Source organism: Rhizobium binae (assembly GCF_017357225.1).
Classification (GTDB): Bacteria; Pseudomonadota; Alphaproteobacteria; order Rhizobiales; family Rhizobiaceae; genus Rhizobium; species Rhizobium binae.
Genome location: NZ_CP071605.1, coordinates 171,269 through 188,025 on the forward strand (window position 1 = coordinate 171,269; position 16,757 = coordinate 188,025).

Annotated in this window: 14 protein-coding genes and 2 pseudogenes; 5 read left to right on the forward strand and 11 right to left on the reverse strand. The window is 58.9% G+C overall.

Annotation, left to right across the window (positions count from 1 at the left end; translation table 11 throughout):
- Nucleotides 1-63 precede the first annotated feature (63 nt).
- Nucleotides 64-271 (forward strand): annotated as a pseudogene (locus tag J2J99_RS34115) (DNA-3-methyladenine glycosylase I); the annotation flags it as partial.
- Between the two features lie 293 nt (nucleotides 272-564).
- Entirely contained in the window at nucleotides 565-1,554 is a 990-nt protein-coding gene (locus J2J99_RS22785) for a lysylphosphatidylglycerol synthase domain-containing protein (RefSeq protein ID WP_168298099.1), read from the forward strand.
- 365 nt (nucleotides 1,555-1,919) lie between these two features.
- Here the strand turns inward: J2J99_RS22785 and tnpC are convergent, their stop codons facing one another.
- Genes tnpC through tnpA form a run of 3 tightly spaced genes read right to left on the reverse strand, consistent with a single transcriptional unit; the run spans nucleotide 1,920 to nucleotide 4,311 of the window.
- Nucleotides 1,920-3,506, reverse strand: a complete 1,587-nt coding sequence (tnpC, locus tag J2J99_RS22790; protein WP_207600943.1) for an IS66 family transposase — start codon at nucleotides 3,504-3,506, stop codon at nucleotides 1,920-1,922.
- A gap of 51 nt (nucleotides 3,507-3,557) precedes the next feature.
- A complete protein-coding gene (gene tnpB / locus J2J99_RS22795) occupies nucleotides 3,558-3,911 on the reverse strand; it encodes an IS66 family insertion sequence element accessory protein TnpB (protein ID WP_168302461.1) in 354 nt (117 codons plus the stop codon).
- On the reverse strand, nucleotides 3,892-4,311 hold the full coding sequence (gene tnpA / locus J2J99_RS22800; RefSeq protein ID WP_205919397.1) for an IS66-like element accessory protein TnpA: 420 nt from the start codon (nucleotides 4,309-4,311) through the stop codon (nucleotides 3,892-3,894). Before tnpA ends, tnpB begins: the two co-directional genes overlap by 20 nt.
- 75 nt (nucleotides 4,312-4,386) lie before the next feature.
- Here tnpA and J2J99_RS22805 point away from each other — a divergent pair.
- Nucleotides 4,387-5,628 (forward strand): annotated as a pseudogene (locus J2J99_RS22805) (cation:proton antiporter); the annotation flags it as partial.
- Between the two features lie 255 nt (nucleotides 5,629-5,883).
- Here J2J99_RS22805 and J2J99_RS22810 read toward each other — a convergent pair.
- The 8 genes from J2J99_RS22810 to J2J99_RS22845 all read right to left on the reverse strand — a co-directional run bounded on the left by J2J99_RS22810 (nucleotide 5,884) and on the right by J2J99_RS22845 (nucleotide 13,579).
- Nucleotides 5,884-6,300: a hypothetical protein gene (locus tag J2J99_RS22810; protein WP_168301290.1), complete on the reverse strand. Its 417-nt coding sequence runs from the start codon at nucleotides 6,298-6,300 to the stop codon at nucleotides 5,884-5,886.
- Nucleotides 6,301-6,620: 320 nt separating this feature from the next.
- On the reverse strand, nucleotides 6,621-7,592 hold the full coding sequence (locus J2J99_RS22815; RefSeq protein WP_168301291.1) for a sugar kinase: 972 nt from the start codon (nucleotides 7,590-7,592) through the stop codon (nucleotides 6,621-6,623).
- Between the two features lie 16 nt (nucleotides 7,593-7,608).
- The gene (locus J2J99_RS22820) at nucleotides 7,609-8,424 is read right to left on the reverse strand and encodes a carbohydrate ABC transporter permease (RefSeq protein ID WP_168301292.1); all 816 of its coding nucleotides are present in this window, start codon (nucleotides 8,422-8,424) and stop codon (nucleotides 7,609-7,611) included.
- Complete coding sequence (locus tag J2J99_RS22825; RefSeq protein WP_168301293.1) at nucleotides 8,424-9,365, reverse strand: carbohydrate ABC transporter permease; 942 nt, start codon at nucleotides 9,363-9,365, stop codon at nucleotides 8,424-8,426. Before J2J99_RS22825 ends, J2J99_RS22820 begins: the two co-directional genes overlap by 1 nt.
- Nucleotides 9,365-10,693 (reverse strand): ABC transporter substrate-binding protein, encoded by a 1,329-nt coding sequence (locus J2J99_RS22830; RefSeq protein WP_168301294.1) that lies wholly within the window; start codon nucleotides 10,691-10,693, stop codon nucleotides 9,365-9,367. The genes J2J99_RS22825 and J2J99_RS22830 overlap by 1 nt, the downstream gene beginning before the upstream one ends.
- Nucleotides 10,694-10,748: 55 nt before the next feature.
- Entirely contained in the window at nucleotides 10,749-11,426 is a 678-nt protein-coding gene (locus J2J99_RS22835) for a GntR family transcriptional regulator (RefSeq protein ID WP_205919170.1), read from the reverse strand.
- Between the two features lie 7 nt (nucleotides 11,427-11,433).
- A complete protein-coding gene (locus J2J99_RS22840) occupies nucleotides 11,434-12,318 on the reverse strand; it encodes a dihydrodipicolinate synthase family protein (RefSeq protein ID WP_168301296.1) in 885 nt (294 codons plus the stop codon).
- A 223-nt stretch (nucleotides 12,319-12,541) separates the two neighbouring features.
- Nucleotides 12,542-13,579, reverse strand: coding sequence for a class I SAM-dependent methyltransferase (locus J2J99_RS22845; RefSeq protein WP_168301297.1), 1,038 nt, complete (start codon nucleotides 13,577-13,579; stop codon nucleotides 12,542-12,544).
- Nucleotides 13,580-13,809: 230 nt separating this feature from the next.
- On the opposite strand from J2J99_RS22845, the gene J2J99_RS22850 reads away from it, so the two are divergent.
- Nucleotides 13,810-15,756 carry a putative bifunctional diguanylate cyclase/phosphodiesterase gene (locus J2J99_RS22850; RefSeq protein ID WP_168301298.1) on the forward strand — a complete coding sequence of 649 codons (1,947 nt, stop codon included), beginning with the start codon at nucleotides 13,810-13,812 and terminating at the stop codon, nucleotides 15,754-15,756.
- 140 nt (nucleotides 15,757-15,896) lie between these two features.
- Complete coding sequence (locus J2J99_RS22855; protein ID WP_168301299.1) at nucleotides 15,897-16,754, forward strand: AraC family transcriptional regulator; 858 nt, start codon at nucleotides 15,897-15,899, stop codon at nucleotides 16,752-16,754.
- Nucleotides 16,755-16,757 lie beyond the last annotated feature (3 nt).

Sequence of the window (16,757 nt, forward strand, 5' to 3'; positions counted from 1 at the left end):
CCGATCTCATCGAGATCGCGCCCGGCCGTAGGATAATCGTTTGGCTTTTCTCAGGGCTAAGAAATGGCGGCGACGATCTTGGGCTCCGACGGGCGGCCCCGCTGCCGCTGGTGTGCTGCCGCTCCGGAATTCATGGACTATCATGAACGAGTGAGGCTTTCCCGCTAATGATGACCGCCGGCTTTTCGGGAAGCTTTTCCTGGAAGGCTTCCAGTCCGGCCTGAACTGGTGCACGATTGTGGCCAAGCGGGAGAATTTTCGATCTGCCTTTCTGGCACGGCCGCTTTCTCCCGCGCATACTTCAGAGAATCTGGGCTCTGGCCTACCATGTCCCTGGCGGGTCAGCACAACGCGTCGACTGCTTCAGATCGGCTATTGTTGCGAAGGATTGGCGGATGTCCCGGCAGTGGAATGAGCTAAGCGGCTTGTGCAGAAACATGCAGCAGGTCAGTCTAAACACACGTGGAAACCCAGACCTCGGCCGCGCTATCCGTGGTTTCTACCGCGTTGCGGGTAAGGATCAATGCCCGCACCAGATGGGACTTGTCACCAGGCTGCCACCAGATGAATGACGATCTCGGCCATCGGCTTTCCGAGCCACCGACAAAACTTATACCGGCTCCGCCACCAGGTCTTGCCGTTCAGACTATATTTTGGAAGGTGACGGGGGTATCGGCTCTCGGAGTGAGCATCTGGCTCCTTTCGCGTGAATTGCGTACCCTGTCGTTTATGGATCTCGAGGAGAGCCTTGCAGCCCTACCCGTGACGGCCTGGCTTGCTTGCGGCGGCTTTGCGATCGTCGCCTACCTGTTCCTCGGGTGCTACGATTGGCTCGCACTCACTTACCTGAGGAAGAAGATGGATCCAATCTTTGCGGCGACTTGCGGCGCAGTCACATATGCATTCTCCCATACGATTGGAGCTTCGGTCTTTTCCGGCGCCGTCATTCGCTACCGCGCTTACTCGCTCAAGGGACTATCTGGCGGCGAAGTCGCCAGGCTTGTCGCATTCTGCAGCTTTACGTTTGTTCTTGGCGCAATGGCGGTAACAGGAGCCGCGCTGGTCGCAGATCCACTTGTTCTGGACCGCTTCACGGATGCCTTCCCACTCAATGCTACGCGCATTGCGGGTAGTTTGCTGACCGGTATCGTGATTTTTTATATAACCCTCAGCATGCTTCCGCTGCGGCGATTAAAGATCGGAAAGCTCGATATCGCCTATCCAACGCCTGCAATCGCGCTGCTTCAGGTCACCGTTGCCGCAGCCGAGATCATATTCGCGGCGATGATTGTCTATTTCGCGCTGCCGGTGGAAGGAAATCCAGGCATTGTCACGGTGACAGGAATATTTATGCTGTCGTTTCTGGCTGCGCTCGTCTCACATTCACCAGGTGGCCTTGGCGTGTTCGAGCTTGTGTTCATCACCAGCATGCCGGACATGAATCGCTCCGATGTGCTCGCCGCACTCCTTATTTTCCGTTTGTTCTACTTCATCCTGCCATTCGTCTTTTCGCTGGCGATTATCGCGAGATTCGAGTTCGGCCGACGGCTTTAGAGACGTCATTCTGCGGTGTCTTCGCCAAACCTACCGCCTTAAGCGGGACGACGGATAAGAGAGCTCCGACCGACGGTGCGCCGTGACGAAATTCAGTCCCTTAAATATGCTTGGGCCTTGCTCATCAGACTTGCAGACAACTCACAATATACGACAACCTGATATAGCTTCGAACCGGTCGAGTCGATCGCCTTGACCCCCAGACGGTAGCCTGGCGGGGGCCAGTACCGGCGAAACCTTGAGGAATGTGCTTGTCCATTTTCGATCTCATTGCCCTGTTGCTCACCCGTAAGCGCGATTTTCAATGCGCATTGACGGCAGTTGACGGACACTTGCGCTTAGCTGGGTAGCAGTACCCAGCTTTATCAGGCCGCAGTGGTCTTGGAGTAATTGAAGGGCAGCAGGTCGCCGATGTCGTCGGCTTCGTCAAGCTGAGGCAGCTCAGTGAGGACGTGGCGCAGCCAAGAGAGCGGATCGACGCCACAGGCGCGGCAGGTCAGCATCAGACTGTAAATCACAGCGCTGGCCCTGGCTCCGTCAGCGGTATCGCTGAACAGCCACGATTTTCTTCCGGTGGCAAAAACTCTGATCTCGCGTTCCAGAATGTTGTTATCGATCGGCATCCTGCCATCGCTGGTGTAGCGCGTCAGATAATCCCATTGGTTCAGGGTGTAGGACACAGCATCGCCGAGCTTGGTATCCGGTACGACCTTCGGCGCGATGTTATCGAGCCACGTCTTTAGGGCGTTCAGGACAGGCAGGCTGTGCTGCTGGCGGAAACGGCGAATGCAATCGGCCTTTGTCTCCCCTGGATCTGGGGTCTTGTCTCTCGCCTGCCTTTCGATCCGGTAGAGCTGTTCGAAGAACCGGAGTGCCTGTTCCGGCGGTCCGCCTCCATTCTTTCTCGCCTTGAGGGCATCAACGAAGCGCCGCCTGGAGTGAGCCATGCATCCGACATGGGTTGCGCCATTCAATGTGCGCCAGGCAGTGTAGCCATCAGTGACGAGTATGCCACGGTAGTCACCAAGGAAGGTCTGCGGATAAATCTGACCGCGGCCGGGCTGGTAGTCGAGAAGCACGATCGGCTCGTCACTGTTCTCGCTGCTGCGGTACGCCCACATGTACGACGTGCTGGTGGCTTCCTTGTCCTTTTCCTTCAGCACCTGAACCGTCGTCTCATCGCCATGGATGAGAGACTGCGATTTCAGCCGCAGCTTCAAAGCATCATAGATGCGGTATAGATGCTTCTCGCTCGAGCCGATGACCCAATGCGCAAGAGCGCCACGGCTGATCGGAACGCCAGCACGCTCGAATGTCTGAGCCACGCGGTAGAGCGGCGTGCCATCTACGTATTTGTGGACGAGAGCAAAGGCGAGCGTCGACGCGGTGGCGATGCTGCCCGGCAGGGGTTGCGTGGGCATGGGCGCGATTACGACAGGCGTGTTAATCCCTGTACGGTCACAGTGCCGGCAGGCGTATTTGAACCGTACGTTCTGCAGGACCTTTGCCTTGATCTCGATATGGAGCTGCTCGCTAACGGCTTCGCCCATTCGATGCATTTGGCTTTTGCAGCACGGGCAAGCCTTCTGATCATCAGCAAGGTCGTATTCGACACGCTCGCGCGGCAGGTCTGCCGGCAGAGGCCTGCGTCCCCGCTTTTTGCCCGTAACGCCCTCGGCCGCAGGCAAGCCAGTATCCGGAAGCTCGACGTCATCGTCTTCCTCGCTACCACCTTCGACCGCAGCCTCTTCGGCCTCGTTGAAGAGACGATCAATGTGCTTCTCACTGCGGGGTGCAAAGCGATGGAGCTTTGCCAGTGCCAGTTCTTCTTCCAGCTTGACGACCCGCTGCGAGAGCGCTTCCTTCTCGGCTTTGAGCGCGGCGATTTCGGCAGCGTTGGCTGCTAATTGCGCCATCAGTTCTGCAATGCTCGGTTCGCCGGTGCGCGTCATCAGATTCTTGAATCTGAACCGCCCCTGCGCGTCAATCTCAATTCGCCATCCTCAGCCAGCAATCTGATACTGCCGCACGGGATGGCGGACCATCGCATCGATATCGATGCCGTCGAGGATCCAGTGGAGTTGCTCTGTCGTCAGCGTCACCACCGCAGTTTCCCGACGGGGCCACCTGAACCGGTCTTCCGTTAGCTTCTTCAGGACCATAACAAACCCGGACCGATCAAAGAACAAGAGCTTCACCCGGTCACGCCTGCGATTGCAGAAGGCAAACACCGATGGAGCAAACGGGTCCAGCTCCATCACCTCTTGCACAAGGACCGCGAGGCTGTTGATGCCCGCGCGGAAGTCGATGGGTTCCCGGTGGAGGTAGACCTGCAGATCAGCGCCCAGTCTGAACATGGCTCAACGCTCCTATGATTGCCGCCAGACCATCGACATCGCTGCATTCCAGCGTCAGGCTGACCCCGTTCGGCAGCACCGCGCTCAGCTTGGATGCATGAGATCGCTTGCCCACCGGCTCCACCTTCGTCAGTGGACCGCTGGCAGAAGACGAGTGCATATCCGTAGCTATCTGAACCGGAACGAACGTAGATACCGCAGGCAATGCACTATCTTCTTTGGCTCTCTTCACCCATTTGCGAACGAGATTGGCGTTGACGCCGTGCTCCAGAGCTAGACGCGAAACCGAAACGCCGGGCTCTAAACACGCTGCGACAAGCTGATCTCGGGAGGAAGGGTCATATCGACGGCGACCGTCGCGGCCAACAAGCCGCACCTGCAGTTTAGGAGCATCGTCCATGATTTGGTGTCCACCTGTTTTTGGTGGACACTTCATGCATCAGAGCACTCCGCTTCAAAAGGCGCATAGAAATTCGCGCTTACGCTCACCCTTACGGCTTTCTTCTCTTGGGTCAATCAGCGCTACCTGCGCCTGCCACCATCCATTGGCATCCTTGTCATGGGCTTGGCATCCTCGAGCTTGCTGGTCCTGCTGGAACTGGCGTTGCCGAACGCAGCCCTCTATGAACAGCTCTCCAGGTTGGTGCAACAGGTGGACTTTCAAACGACGGTCATGAACGGAATGCTAGCCTTCCTTCTGTTTGCAGGATCGCTCCACGTCGATTTCGAAGCGCTCCGTTCGCGGTTGGCCGTTGTCGGCTTGATGGCAACTGCTGGCACGGTGATGTCAACTGGCCTCGTTGGCTCATTGATGTGGGGGCTGGCACACATGATCGGCCTGGACCTGCCGTTCGCATGGGCGCTCGTCTTTGGCGCGCTTATAAGCCCGACGGACCCTGTGGCGGTCCTGGCGACTTTGAAAGCCGTGAAAGTGCCTGCCGAGCTCGAAACGGACATGGCAGGTGAATCCCTGTTCAACGACGGCGTCGGCGTCGTTCTTTTTACCGCTCTCGTTGTTTTCGCGGCTGCTAGCGGCGGAGACAGCGTCGGGCCGACGGAGGTGGGCGAGTTGTTTCTTCTCGAAGCCATCGGCGGCGGCCTGCTGGGACTCGTCTGCGGTTACGCCGCGTATCGCGCGATGCGGGCGATAGACGATTATCCGGTGGAGGTTCTCATATCCATTGCTCTGGCAATGGGCTGTTATTCGCTCGCAACGGCGCTGCACATGAGTGGCCCGATCGCCGTTGTCGTCGCCGGCATTCTCGTCGGCAATCGCGGCCCGCAGGATGCTCTCAGCGATCTCACCCAGAGCTACCTTTTCGGCTTCTGGACCTTGGTCGACCAGATCCTCAATTCCATCCTGTTCCTGTTGATCGGCCTTGAGGTGCTGGTCCTTCGCTTTGACGCCTCATACCTGCCGCTCTCGCTGTTGGCGATCCCGGTCGCAGTTACCGCGCGGCTCGTCTCAACGGCGTCCGCCGTCGCGGCTCTCAAGCGCTGGTACAGCTTTCATCGTGGAACCGTGGCGGTCCTCGTATGGGGCGGTCTGCGGGGCGGAATCTCAATTGCGCTGGCGCTCTCGCTTCCCGAGACCGAGTGGAAGCCCATCCTTTTGTCGGCGACTTATTTCGTCGTTGTATTTACTATCTTGGTCCAGGGACTGACGCTCAGACGCGTTGCCAAGCGCGTTTTGATACAGCAGGAAGCCGTGGCCTGAGTTTCAGCAACAGAGAAGGTGTTAATAGAGTGCCTGTCGTCTGATGGCTCCTCGCGTCCGGAAATGTCTCTCCCTGCGAAGCAATTCGCGGCAACAGAAAGAGGCCCGCTTCAGCGGTGTGTGCTTCAGCAGGCCAATTTTTCTTGGGCGGCCTCAAGGCCTCGAAGGTGTTCGCCTGTCAAAGCGGCTGAGGTAATCAAAATGCGAGATCTCATCGCAACGCCCCTAGCCTTTGAGGTGGATCTCATAAGAGAGCTAATGATGGCCACGATTCAGCACCGGCTTGAGCTTTGCGATCATATGACGCTCAATGCTCAGATAAGGGCGAACTCTTCCCGCAACCGTGTCAATCGCCGGCGGCTGATGCCCCAAGGCCCTCAACCTGCCCTGCCTTGCCAGCGCAAACCATTGCTTCGCCTCCCATTCTGGAGTCGGGCTATCCAATCCTAAAAGCGTATTGTTGATGTCTTCACCGAGGGCGAGCATCGCAATCCCGATCGGCCGATTGCATGCGCCGACGCGTAGTATAGTGCCACTTTGGTCAATCCAGGCATAGACTACACCTTCAAGCGTCGAAAGCTCGTTATCCGTCAGCTCCACAACAACACCGTTGCCTACTTCGGTTAGAGACATGAAGGCAATTGTGCAAAATCGCGACCAATCGATATCCATAGGCATATTCAAAAAATCCGAACCAAGCACAACCTTCAGCGCAGGCAGTTTCCGATAGCGTCATAAGGAAGAGAGCCTTCCAGGTGACGTTCCGAAAAATGGCCGTAATATCATAGCATGATATTAACGGCAATCGCATCGAACATGGAAGTGCTTGCCATGACTGTTCCAGCATTCATCGGGCCAGTGACGCACCTAAAGACGTCACTAAGGACGTAGCCAGATGCCGGGCCGATGTTTCGCAAAATTAGGCGAGGCCAGCTTCATGCGGCGGCTAGGGCACATCGCGCCGTCGGCGACGACACTGCGACCGGCCTCAGCTATCGAACGCTTTCGCGCGCCTTCCGGGAAACGCCGACGTTCCAATCCCTTAGAGCATCGCACACCTCGGCTCGCGTCGGCGCGCCGGTGCGCCCGCCGAAGACCTGGCATTTCAGCGCCGCCGCCATCGACGACAAGCGCATCGTCTCTTCGATCGGCAGGCCTTCGGCGATCGCCAGCGCGAAAGCGCCATGGAAGATGTCGCCCGCCGCAAGCGTGTCGATTGCTTTCACCTTCGGCGCCGCAAGATGACGGATGTCGCCACTTGCTTCATCGAACCACAGACAGCCGGTTTCGCCAGCCGTAACGCCGATGAAGGCGTGTTCGAATTTCCGCTTCAGAAGGCCGACGCTTTCCACGAGATCTGCCGCTCCGGCAAGCTGCTCGGCGGCCGGCTGGGAAAATACGATGTAGCTGGCGGCCGGCGCAAGCATCTCGATGACGCCCTCTGCCGCAACATCGCCGTCAAGAATGGTCGGTATGCCGGCTTCTCGCGCTGCTGACAAAGTCGCGAAGGCAAGCTTCGGCCATCGGACGTCGACGAGCACCGCGTCGAAGGACGAGACGTCCCGTTCGGTCACCGCCTTGACCGTATCGTGCAGCCGCAAATCGTAGAAGGGCACGATTAGGCGCTCGCCCTGATCATCGATGAGGATGGGCGAGATGGCCGAGCGGGCGCCGTCTATCCGCAGCATGTCGCTCGTCTCGATGCCGCTCTTGCCAAGATCGGTAATGATGCGTTCGCCGGCGGCATCGTTGCCGACCGCACCCCAGAGGCAGGCAGCGCCGCCAAGCCGGACGATGGCATAGGCCGCGCTCGACGCCATGCCTTCTGCAACCTGCAGCATCTCGTAGGGCAGGATCTTGCCCTGGCCGGCGGGCAATGCACGGACGCGAAACAGCGTGTCCAGAACCGCCGCGCCGACACAGAGAACGCGGCGGGGCGGGGTGAAGTCGGATGAAGTCGTCAATCGTCGTCTTGCCCGTTCACTTGACGGCTCCGGCCGTCAGGCCTGCCACGATCTGTCGTTGCGCAAACACCGTCAAGATCAGCACGGGCAAGGTAACGATCAACGCCGCCGCTGCGAGTGGCCCCCAACTGACCTGCTCGAAGGAGAGCATGTTGTAGACGGCGACGGGAAGTGTGCGCGTCTCGCGACTGGCGAGCACGATGCCGAAGACGAAATTGTTCCACGAGAAAATGACCGACAGGATGAAGGCGACGACAATCCCCGGTCTGGCGATCGGCAAGGCGACAAGACGGAAAACCTGCCATGGCGTGGCGCCGTCGATGCTTGCCGCCTCTTCGAGCTCCATCGGGGTCGTTTCGAAATAACCGATCATGATCCAGACGACGATCGGCACGGTGACCACAAGGTGGATAATGATCTGCGGCAGGAGCGTCCCCAGAAGATTCAGCCACTGGAACAGCAGGAAGAGCGGAATGAGGAATGACAGGCCCGGGGTCATGCGGGCGATCATGATCACCATCGCCGACTTCTCCGCCTTCAGGCGGGCGATGCCATATCCGGCAGGCACGCCGATCAGCAGCGCCAGAAGTGTGGCCGAGCCTGTCACCAGCAGTGAATTCCAGAGATAGAGGAAGAAATTGTTTTCCTCGAAGACCTTCAGATAGTTCGTCCAGGCGAAGCGCTCCGGAATGAAGATCGGCGGATAGGCGCCGTTGTCGATTTCATACTTCAGCGACAGCGAGATCATCCAGAGGAAAAACAGGATGACCGGCGAGATCATCACCAGTGCGACGAACAGCAGTCCGATGCGGTCGAGCGCCTTGCGCTTCATCAGCGTCCCTCCCCGTTGGACCAGTTCGCCCGCTGCCGGACCATCAGAAGGACGAAGGAGAGCAGAACGATCAGGATGAAGAACACCACTGCCATGGCCGAGCCGTAGCCGATATCGTAGTAGGCGAAGGCGGTGTTGTAGAGATAGATGTTGATCGTTTCCGAGGCCGTGCCCGGGCCGCCCTGGGTCATGGCATAGATGATGTCGAAGCTCTTCACCGCGTCGATGCTGCGGATGATCACGGCGATCATCAGGAACGGCGCAATCATCGGCAGCGTCAGATAGCGGAATTTCTGCCAGACATTCGCCCCGTCGATCTCCGCACTTTCATACGGCTCGCGCGGAACCGCCGCCAGGCCGCCGAGGACGATCAGCATGACAAGCGGCGTCCATTGCCAGGTCTCGACCAGAACCAGCGAGGGGATGACGCTGCTCTGGTTATAGATCCACTCCTGCGGTCCGATGCCGACAAAGGACAGGAGATAGTTGAGAACGCCGAGCTGCGGATGGAACATCATCGTCCACACCAGCGCGATGGCGACAGGCGTCGCCATCATCGGCATCACGAAGATGCCGCGCAGGAGCCCGCGCAGCGGAAACTGAGCATCGAAGATCAGCGCAGCGAGCGTCCCCAGAAGCAGGGGCGCCGCCACGGAGAGGACAGTATAGAGCACCGTGTGCCAGAGCGACTCCCAGAAACGCGGGTCGACCGCCAGGCGGGCATAATTGTCCAGCCCCGCAAAGACCTGCGATTGACCGAGCGTCCAGCTGTTTACGCTCATCCACAGGGTAAACACCCATGGAAAAACGATGACGGCTGATATGACGATCAGCGCCGGGATGACGAAGGGCCAGTAGTTGGGAGCAAACCGATCCGGTTTGCCCCTTCCTTTGGACGCGGCCTTGGTCGTTGCGGCCGTTTCGATGCTCGCCGAAGCCATTATCCCTCGCTTTTCGCCAGCACGGGTTCGAACTGGGCCGTCGCCGCCTTCAGCTCGGTTGCCGGATCGGCGCCGCCGATCATGTTGGTGAGACCGACGCCATAAATGTCGCGGAACTCGGTGACCGGAATAATGACAGGCAGTGCAAGCTGCGAAATCTTGCCTGAACCGGCAACCGCATCCAGCCATGTGCCGGGCATCTTGACGCCTTCTCGGACCTTCGCATCCTCAAGAACGGATTGGCGGAAAGGAACGCCGGCGCCGGCCTGCAACAGGCGTGCACCCATCTCGTGCGAAATCGCCCATTGGCAGAAGAGATAGGCTGCTTCCTTATTCTGGCTTGCCGCGACGACACCAAGGCCGTCGCCGAAGGTTCCCGCGGCTTGTGCTTTCGGGCCTTTCGGCATGATGCCGTAGCCGACCTGGCCGACGACCCGCGATTTTTCCGGGTTTTCGATCGGCGGCGCGAAGCCGACTCCATCAAGCCACATGCCGATCTTGCCTTGCAGAAAGGCCGACTGCGCCTCGGCCCAGTTAAAGCCCGAGACGCCGGGAGGGGCGGTCTTGGTCATCAGCTTCTGATACAGCGTGGCGGCATCGATCGCTTCCTGCGATGTCGTGCGCAGCTTGCCGTCCGGTCCGAGCGGGCTCGAACCATAGCCGAGCATCAGCGTCGTCCAGACCGGCGTATTTGCGTTCTTCAGGCCGCGGGCAACGAAGCCGTAGGTGTTGGTCGAGGGATCGGTGAGTGACTCGGCGGCACTTGCCAGTTCGTCGAAGTTCGTCGGGTAAGCAAGCCCCTTCTTTTCGAATAGCGCCTTGTTCCAGTAGATGATCCAGTAATCGACCGAGAAGGGCAGCGAACGCAGGACGCCGTCCGCATCCTTGGCGAAGGCGAGGCCGGCTTCGGCAAAATCGCTTTCAGTGAGCGACGGGTCGGTCAAGGACGGGTCCTTGAGAAAACCGCTGATATCGGCAAGCCAGCCGCCTTTTTCAAACTGTCGTTTCTGAACATGGTAGCTCAGATGCACTACGTCGAAGCTCGGCTTGCCGGAGCTGAGCTCGATCGTCGTCTTCTGGCGCTGCTGCTGTTCAGGCGTTGCTTCGGCATTGACTTTGATGCCGGTGAGTTCCTCGAATTCGGGCAGATACTTGGTCAGGATCTCGCTGCGCGGGCTCTTGACCAGATTGACTTCGAGCGTGGTGCCGGCGAAACGCTTCCAGTCGACGGCAGCGGCGGCGGGCCGCATGCCGAGCATACTGCTGGCCCCAAGAGCGGCAGTCCCCGCCAGAAAACCGCGCCGCGTCGGATTGAAGAATGATGGCATGTTGATCCTCCTCCTTATGTCGGCGATCTCCTCATCGCCGGCTGTTCATTCCCGATTAGATCCTGAGCGCACGATCCCTTGCATGATTGATGTGTGCGACAAGGCTGTTGACGGCGTCCTCCGCCGATCGTCGTTCGATTGCCTCGAGCACTTTCAGATGCTCGCCCATGACGGGCCCGACGTGACCGTCGATGCGAAAGCGATCCTGGCTGATCAGGCGCATCTTGATCGAATTCACGCGGTAAGCGTTCGAGATAATGGTATTTCCTAAGGCGTCGATAAAGGCATCGTGCATGCCCCAATCGACCGCCTGGGCGCGCAGCTCCAATTCGTGCGAGCCATCGCCGTTTCGGATGGCGTCGGCAATATCCCGATGCTGTTTCAAGAGTCCGGCGATCGTCTCGTCCGACGCAGACCGGGTGAAGAGCGCCACGGCCTCCTTTTCCAGGAACACGCGCAGCTGGAAGGCTTCGCGAATGAGGTTCAAATCGATGTGAGCGATCTGCAAGCCCCGCTGCGGCACCGTCTTGATCAGCCCTTCGGCTTCAAGCCTGGGAATGAGCTCGCGGATGGCGCCGAGCGTCAGCCCCGTCAGCTCGACGAGACGGCGCTGCGAAACGAATTGGCCGGGACGCACGTCACGCGCAAGCAGATGGCGCGTGAAACTTGCATAGGCCTTTTCCCGCAGCGTCGGATGCTCGTCCCTTCCGTCCATTGCCTCCTCCAGCAACATGTCCGACCTACGCGGCTTTCGACCGGAAAAGATCGTCGAAAGCATGGGAGAGCTGGGCCTGCTCCTCTCCGGATATTGAAACCAGCGGCGGGCGAACCGCAAGCCAGATTTCATCCGATGTCTGATGCGCCACCATGGCTTTCACGGCTGGGACGACCGGATATTTGAGCAGTTCGTCAACGAATGCCTCGATGCGGGGATCGTCCTTGCCGTCTTCGGCCATCAGCTTGACGTCGCCGGGTACGAAATTCGCCATGCCGGAGATCGCGCCCTGGCCGCCCAACCGTACGCCCCTGGCAAGATGGCGTTCATCGCCGATCAGGATGATGAGGTCGCCATGAGCCTTCAGCAGGCTTTCCGTGAAGGGCCAGTCGCCGGAAGAATCCTTGACGCCTGTGACGATGTTCGGAAAGGCAGTCCGCAGCCGGCCGATGAGCGACACCGTCAGCGGGACCATGGTGATGGAGGGAATATTGTAGACGATGATGTCCCGCGCCCGATCGCCCAACTTGGCGAAGACCGCCGAAAACCACTGGAAGACGCCGTCGTCGCCGACATTTTTGAAATAGGACGGCGGAGCCAGAAGGATATTCCTCGCTCCCAGGGAAAGGGCGTGGCCCGCCTGTATCGCCGCATCCTCCACTGAGTCGACCAACACGCCGGCGATGATGTTCTCTGCCGCGATCCCCGCATCGAGGAAGGCCGCGAGCACGCGCTCGCGTTCCCGGCTTCCGATGGATGAACCCTCTCCCGTCGTCCCGAACAATGTCACGCTGCCGCAGCCAGCAGCCAGGCACCGCCGCCCCTGGGCGATCATCGCATCGAGGGCGATCTCGCTATCGCCGTCAAACGGCGTAGCAAGGGCGACAGAAAGCCCGAATTTTGATGGCAATATCATTCCTCCCCATCTGGTGGATCAGATGTAGCAGGCTGACATGTTAGTTGTAAAGACCGGGTGCGAGAAGTTCCTTCATGCGGAACCGCCGCCAGCGCCGCGCCGGCAGGGCAATTGCCTTGCGACCATGGCTTGCTTCGGCTGCGAAGTTCGCGACAGCTATCCTCGCGTGTACAAATGTTGCGGCCCATACGCCATTTGCATGTCGGAAAGGCACGGCCTAAGGCTTTCTTTCGATTTCACAGTAGACAACGCTGCGGTTTGAGCCGGACCAAACAGACACCTTCGCATCCGTCCCAGTTACACTTTCACTTGCGATCGAGCCCATTTCGCGTTCTGACCGCAACAGCAGCGCCCAGTTCATAAATGTCTCCATATAACCGTCGACGTCCGTTTCCGGGGAGAAATTGGCGAAGAGGAAGGTGCCGCCAGGCTTCAGCATGCCGATGCACTTCCTGGTCAGCTTGACGGCCACCGCGTCCGGCAGATAGTCGTAGAGACCTGCGGCGTAGACGAAATCGAACATACCCAGCGCATGCCTTCCACCAAGCACGGATTTGACCGACCCGTTCACAGCCTCGACAGAGGTGCCGGCGAAATCGAGGGCCACGGTTCCAACGCTCATCGGATCCTGATCCAAAGCCACCCAGCGTTTGATCGCGCCGGTGCCGAGCGCGCGCGACAAAGGCGCTTCCCGAAGATGCCCCGACGCGATGGCCAGGACTTCGGTAGAACCGGGCCGCGCCGAAGCGATTTCGTCGACACGACGCGCCAGAATGTCTCGGCGCTCCCTGACCGCGACGGATGACGAAGCGTTTCGGGTATAGGCGTAGATCGTACGTCCCAGGTCGCTCGACGATGCGACTGCATCTTCGATCTCGGGCCTGCCGTAGATGAAGTCGAGAAGACGTGCGTCGCCGGAATAGCCGCGCGGCTTTTCGAACGACCAGCGGGTCAGTGGATCCTGATGCAGATAGTGGGCAACCGGATGAGATTGCGCTATCGGAACGATGGCGTCCCACACGTCAGGATGAAAACGACGCCGCAGCTGATGCAGCGCGTCGGTAAGACGCTCGATTATCGCACCAGGCTCGACGCCGGACTTGAACTGACGGATCGACACGTCAAGGCTGATGGCAAGCTCGGCTTCGGCAACGATAAGGTCGCCGGGCTTCGGCGCGACGAACCTCCTTGCTGCCTGACGAATTTCACCGGGCGCAACGAGACTTTCACCATCCAAGACAAGACTTCGCGCCATTTCGAGACCCCCTTAACCTGGCGTTAAGCATAATCAACCTCGAGACAGGATGCGACTGGAATCTACACGGGATAAGGGTAATTCTACTGTTGCGGGTGGGAGCCTGCTTCTCTACGAATGTTAAGTAACGAGACAAACCCGTTGCAGGTTGCCGAACGAAATTTTGGAGGGCGCCCACGCATGGCTTGCAGTTTATTTTCAGTAGATCGTAGCCCGGTTAGCGTCGTTACATGAGCGCGGCTTACACGACTGTGCGGCGCGATGAATCAACCGACAGCTTTTCATTTGCCGAGGCTTGCAAATCTCTGGAAGCCGAAAATGATTCTGTCAGAAGGCAAAGCTCACGGCACGGTCTTTGGATCGCAGTCGCCGTTTATGTGTCGTTCGCACTTCCCGACCGGTGGCTTATCCCCGACGTTGCGCCTGTGACGATCGCCGCGCGATTCGTCGTCGCAACGGTGGCGCTGCTGGCTTTTGAAGCCTTGCTACTAGCGAAAGCGAAAACCGTCTGGCTGGACATCACATGCGCCTTTGCACTGCTTGCGGGCTATTTGGGCTGGCTTTACCCGGCGATCGGCACCCGTGACGTGACTGCCATGTCTTACTACATGATTTTTGGCGCCATCTTCATGATGGGCGCCAACCTCTTTTTCAGTTTCCCGTTTCGGCTGTCGGTGATCACCTCCAGCTTTGTGCTCTGCGCGTTTTTCGTGACGCTCGAGGCGTATTTTCCTTCAAGTCAAATCTACAAGCTTGCCTACGGGATGTTCTACATGTCCTGCTTTGTCTTCACGTCTTCCATCAACTGGCGATTGAATGTCGAGCGTCGAAACGTGTTGCTGAACGCGGCGGAGGCTCGCTATCAGCACTGGGAAGCGTCCGAGCGGGGAAGGTCGCTGCTGGAGCTTTCAAATACCGACTACCTAACAGGGATAAACAACAGGCGTGCGCTCGACCGGCGGCTCGACGAATGCTGGGCCGCCTGGAGAGACGAAGGCCGCGACTTCGTCGTGTTCCTCATCGACGTCGACTTTTTCAAGCGCTTCAATGACCGTTACGGGCATCAGGAAGGAGACCGATGCCTGACTGTCGTCGCCAATGTGCTGAAGGCGGTTGTCGAGTCGTCCGGCGGCATGATCGGCAGGTACGGCGGCGAGGAGTTTATCGTGGTCATGCCGGCTGAAACTCCCTCGGTCGCGATGAGCCTGGCCGAAAAAATCAGAATGGAAGTCGAGTTTCTTGCGATTGCTCATGACGAGCGACCAGATGACAGCCCGATCGTAACCGTCAGCATTGGCGTCGCTTTCACCCGCGAGGACGTTGGAGAGAAAGTTGAACGGATAGTGCGTGAAGCCGATCTCGCTCTCTACAATGCCAAGGCAAGCGGCCGAAACTGCATTCGTAGATTTGACCCCTCGTTGCCTCGCCCCGATGACAACGCGGGTAAACTCGTCCCGCTGCTGACGGCCGCCATTGACCGCAAACTGGTCTCGCTCGTTTACCAACCGATCTTCGACCTGACGAACGAGAGAGCAAAAGCTGTCGAGGCTTTGATGCGCCTCAGAATGCCGGATGGCACAGCGGTTTCGCCGAGGACATTCATTCCGGTTGCGGAGCGAACAGGTGCTATCCTCGAATTGGGCAAGTGGGCGATCGAGACCGCCTGCCGCGATATATTGATGACAGATCGGATGGCCACCGTCAGCGTCAACGTGTCGCCGATCCAATTGCGCTCCCCCGGTTTCGCTGCGAGCGTCGCTGATATTCTTGCGCGGTGCGGGGTCAGCGGGTCGCGGCTGGCCTTGGAAGTCACCGAGGGCCTGGATATGGATATGCAGTCGGAGGTGCTGAAATGCATTGCAGATCTGCGGGCTCTCGGCGTCGAAATCTGGCTTGACGATTTCGGCTGCGGCTTCGCCGGCCTCTCCTGGCTGAGGGCGATCGAGTTTCAGACCGTCAAGGTCGATCGAACCTTTCTGCACGACTGCTCCGACCCACGCGGTTTGACGATGCTTCAGGACATGGTCTCTCTCATCCGCAATCGTGGGAATACCATCCTGGTGGAGGGCGTCGAAACCGCAGCACAGTTGTCCCTGCTTAAGGATCTTCGCATTGACCGCGTTCAAGGCTTTCATATGGGCATGCCGGTAAGCGCCGAACGTCTGAACGCGGCATAACCCCAGCTCAACGTTTCAGAAGACCGATATGTTTTGCCGATCGGCTGCGAACGTGTTGCCGAGCTCCCAAGGCAAAAGGGCCAGTTTCGCTGAGCACTTTTGTTCAAGAAGCGTCGCGGAAAAACTGATATATCCGCCCGATGCAGAGCATCTCACAGGAACAGGCGACCGAAGCCATGCCACTCGCAGGCGCGGAGACGACGCGCTTTTGGCGCGATCCGCGCTTCGGCGGTATGGAATGCCTGAGTGCGACCTTCCTGACACATGAGTTCGCACCGCACGCCCACGATACGTTCAGTATCGGCGCCATCGAGAGCGGCAGCCAGATCGCCACGATCTGCGGGGCCCGCGAGGCCTCCGGCCCCGGCGATCTCTATTTGATCAATCCGGGAGAGACGCATGACGGGGCGCCAACCGATGGCGGCTATCGCTATCGCATGATCTATCCCGACCTTTCGCTGTTTCGCGAAATACTGGAGGATATCACCGGCCGCGTCTTTCACGGCACGCCGGCCTTCGGCAAGCAGATTCTGCACGATCCCAAGCTGGCCGCGGCGTTTCTTGGTGCGCACCGGACCTTGGAGTCGGGAGCCGGGGCGCTGGAGACCAGCCAGAGCATGTTCCTGGTGCTCGACGCAATGTTTCGCCAACATGGAAGCTCAATCATCGTGCCGACCGATACCGCGGAGCGTTCAGCAGTTCGGCGGGCGCGGGATTACCTGACGCAGCATTACACGACCGATCTGGGGCTGGAGGAGCTCGCCGCGGTTGCCGGGCTGAGCCGCGCGCATCTGATCCGCGCCTTCCGCAAGGAATTCCATATCACGCCACACGCCTTTCTTACCGATATTCGCATCAGGAGTGCGCGCCGCAGGCTGCAGTCGGGCGAACTGCCGGCGGAGGTTGCGCTGGAATGCGGTTTTGCCGATCAGGCGCATTTCACCAGGCACTTCAAGGCTCGTACCGGATTAACTCCCGGCCAGTATCGGGCGCGATAATCA

Bases quoted from the DNA above. Each gene is read 5' to 3' on its own strand.
- J2J99_RS22830 (WP_168301294.1), bottom strand. From the start codon at position 10,693: ATGCCATCATTCTTCAATCCGACGCGGCGCGGTTTTCTGGCGGGGACT.
- tnpA (WP_205919397.1), bottom strand. From the start codon at position 4,311: ATGGACGATGCTCCTAAACTGCAGGTGCGGCTTGTTGGCCGCGACGGT.
- tnpB (WP_168302461.1), bottom strand. From the start codon at position 3,911: ATGTTCAGACTGGGCGCTGATCTGCAGGTCTACCTCCACCGGGAACCC.
- J2J99_RS22835 (WP_205919170.1), bottom strand. From the start codon at position 11,426: ATGTTGCTGGAGGAGGCAATGGACGGAAGGGACGAGCATCCGACGCTG.
- J2J99_RS22825 (WP_168301293.1), bottom strand. From the start codon at position 9,365: ATGGCTTCGGCGAGCATCGAAACGGCCGCAACGACCAAGGCCGCGTCC.
- J2J99_RS22845 (WP_168301297.1), bottom strand. From the start codon at position 13,579: ATGGCGCGAAGTCTTGTCTTGGATGGTGAAAGTCTCGTTGCGCCCGGT.
- tnpC (WP_207600943.1), bottom strand. From the start codon at position 3,506: ATGACGCGCACCGGCGAACCGAGCATTGCAGAACTGATGGCGCAATTA.
- J2J99_RS22850 (WP_168301298.1), top strand. From the start codon at position 13,810: ATGAGCGCGGCTTACACGACTGTGCGGCGCGATGAATCAACCGACAGC.
- J2J99_RS22855 (WP_168301299.1), top strand. From the start codon at position 15,897: ATGCAGAGCATCTCACAGGAACAGGCGACCGAAGCCATGCCACTCGCA.
- J2J99_RS22810 (WP_168301290.1), bottom strand. From the start codon at position 6,300: ATGGATATCGATTGGTCGCGATTTTGCACAATTGCCTTCATGTCTCTA.
- J2J99_RS22785 (WP_168298099.1), top strand. From the start codon at position 565: ATGAATGACGATCTCGGCCATCGGCTTTCCGAGCCACCGACAAAACTT.
- J2J99_RS22820 (WP_168301292.1), bottom strand. From the start codon at position 8,424: ATGAAGCGCAAGGCGCTCGACCGCATCGGACTGCTGTTCGTCGCACTG.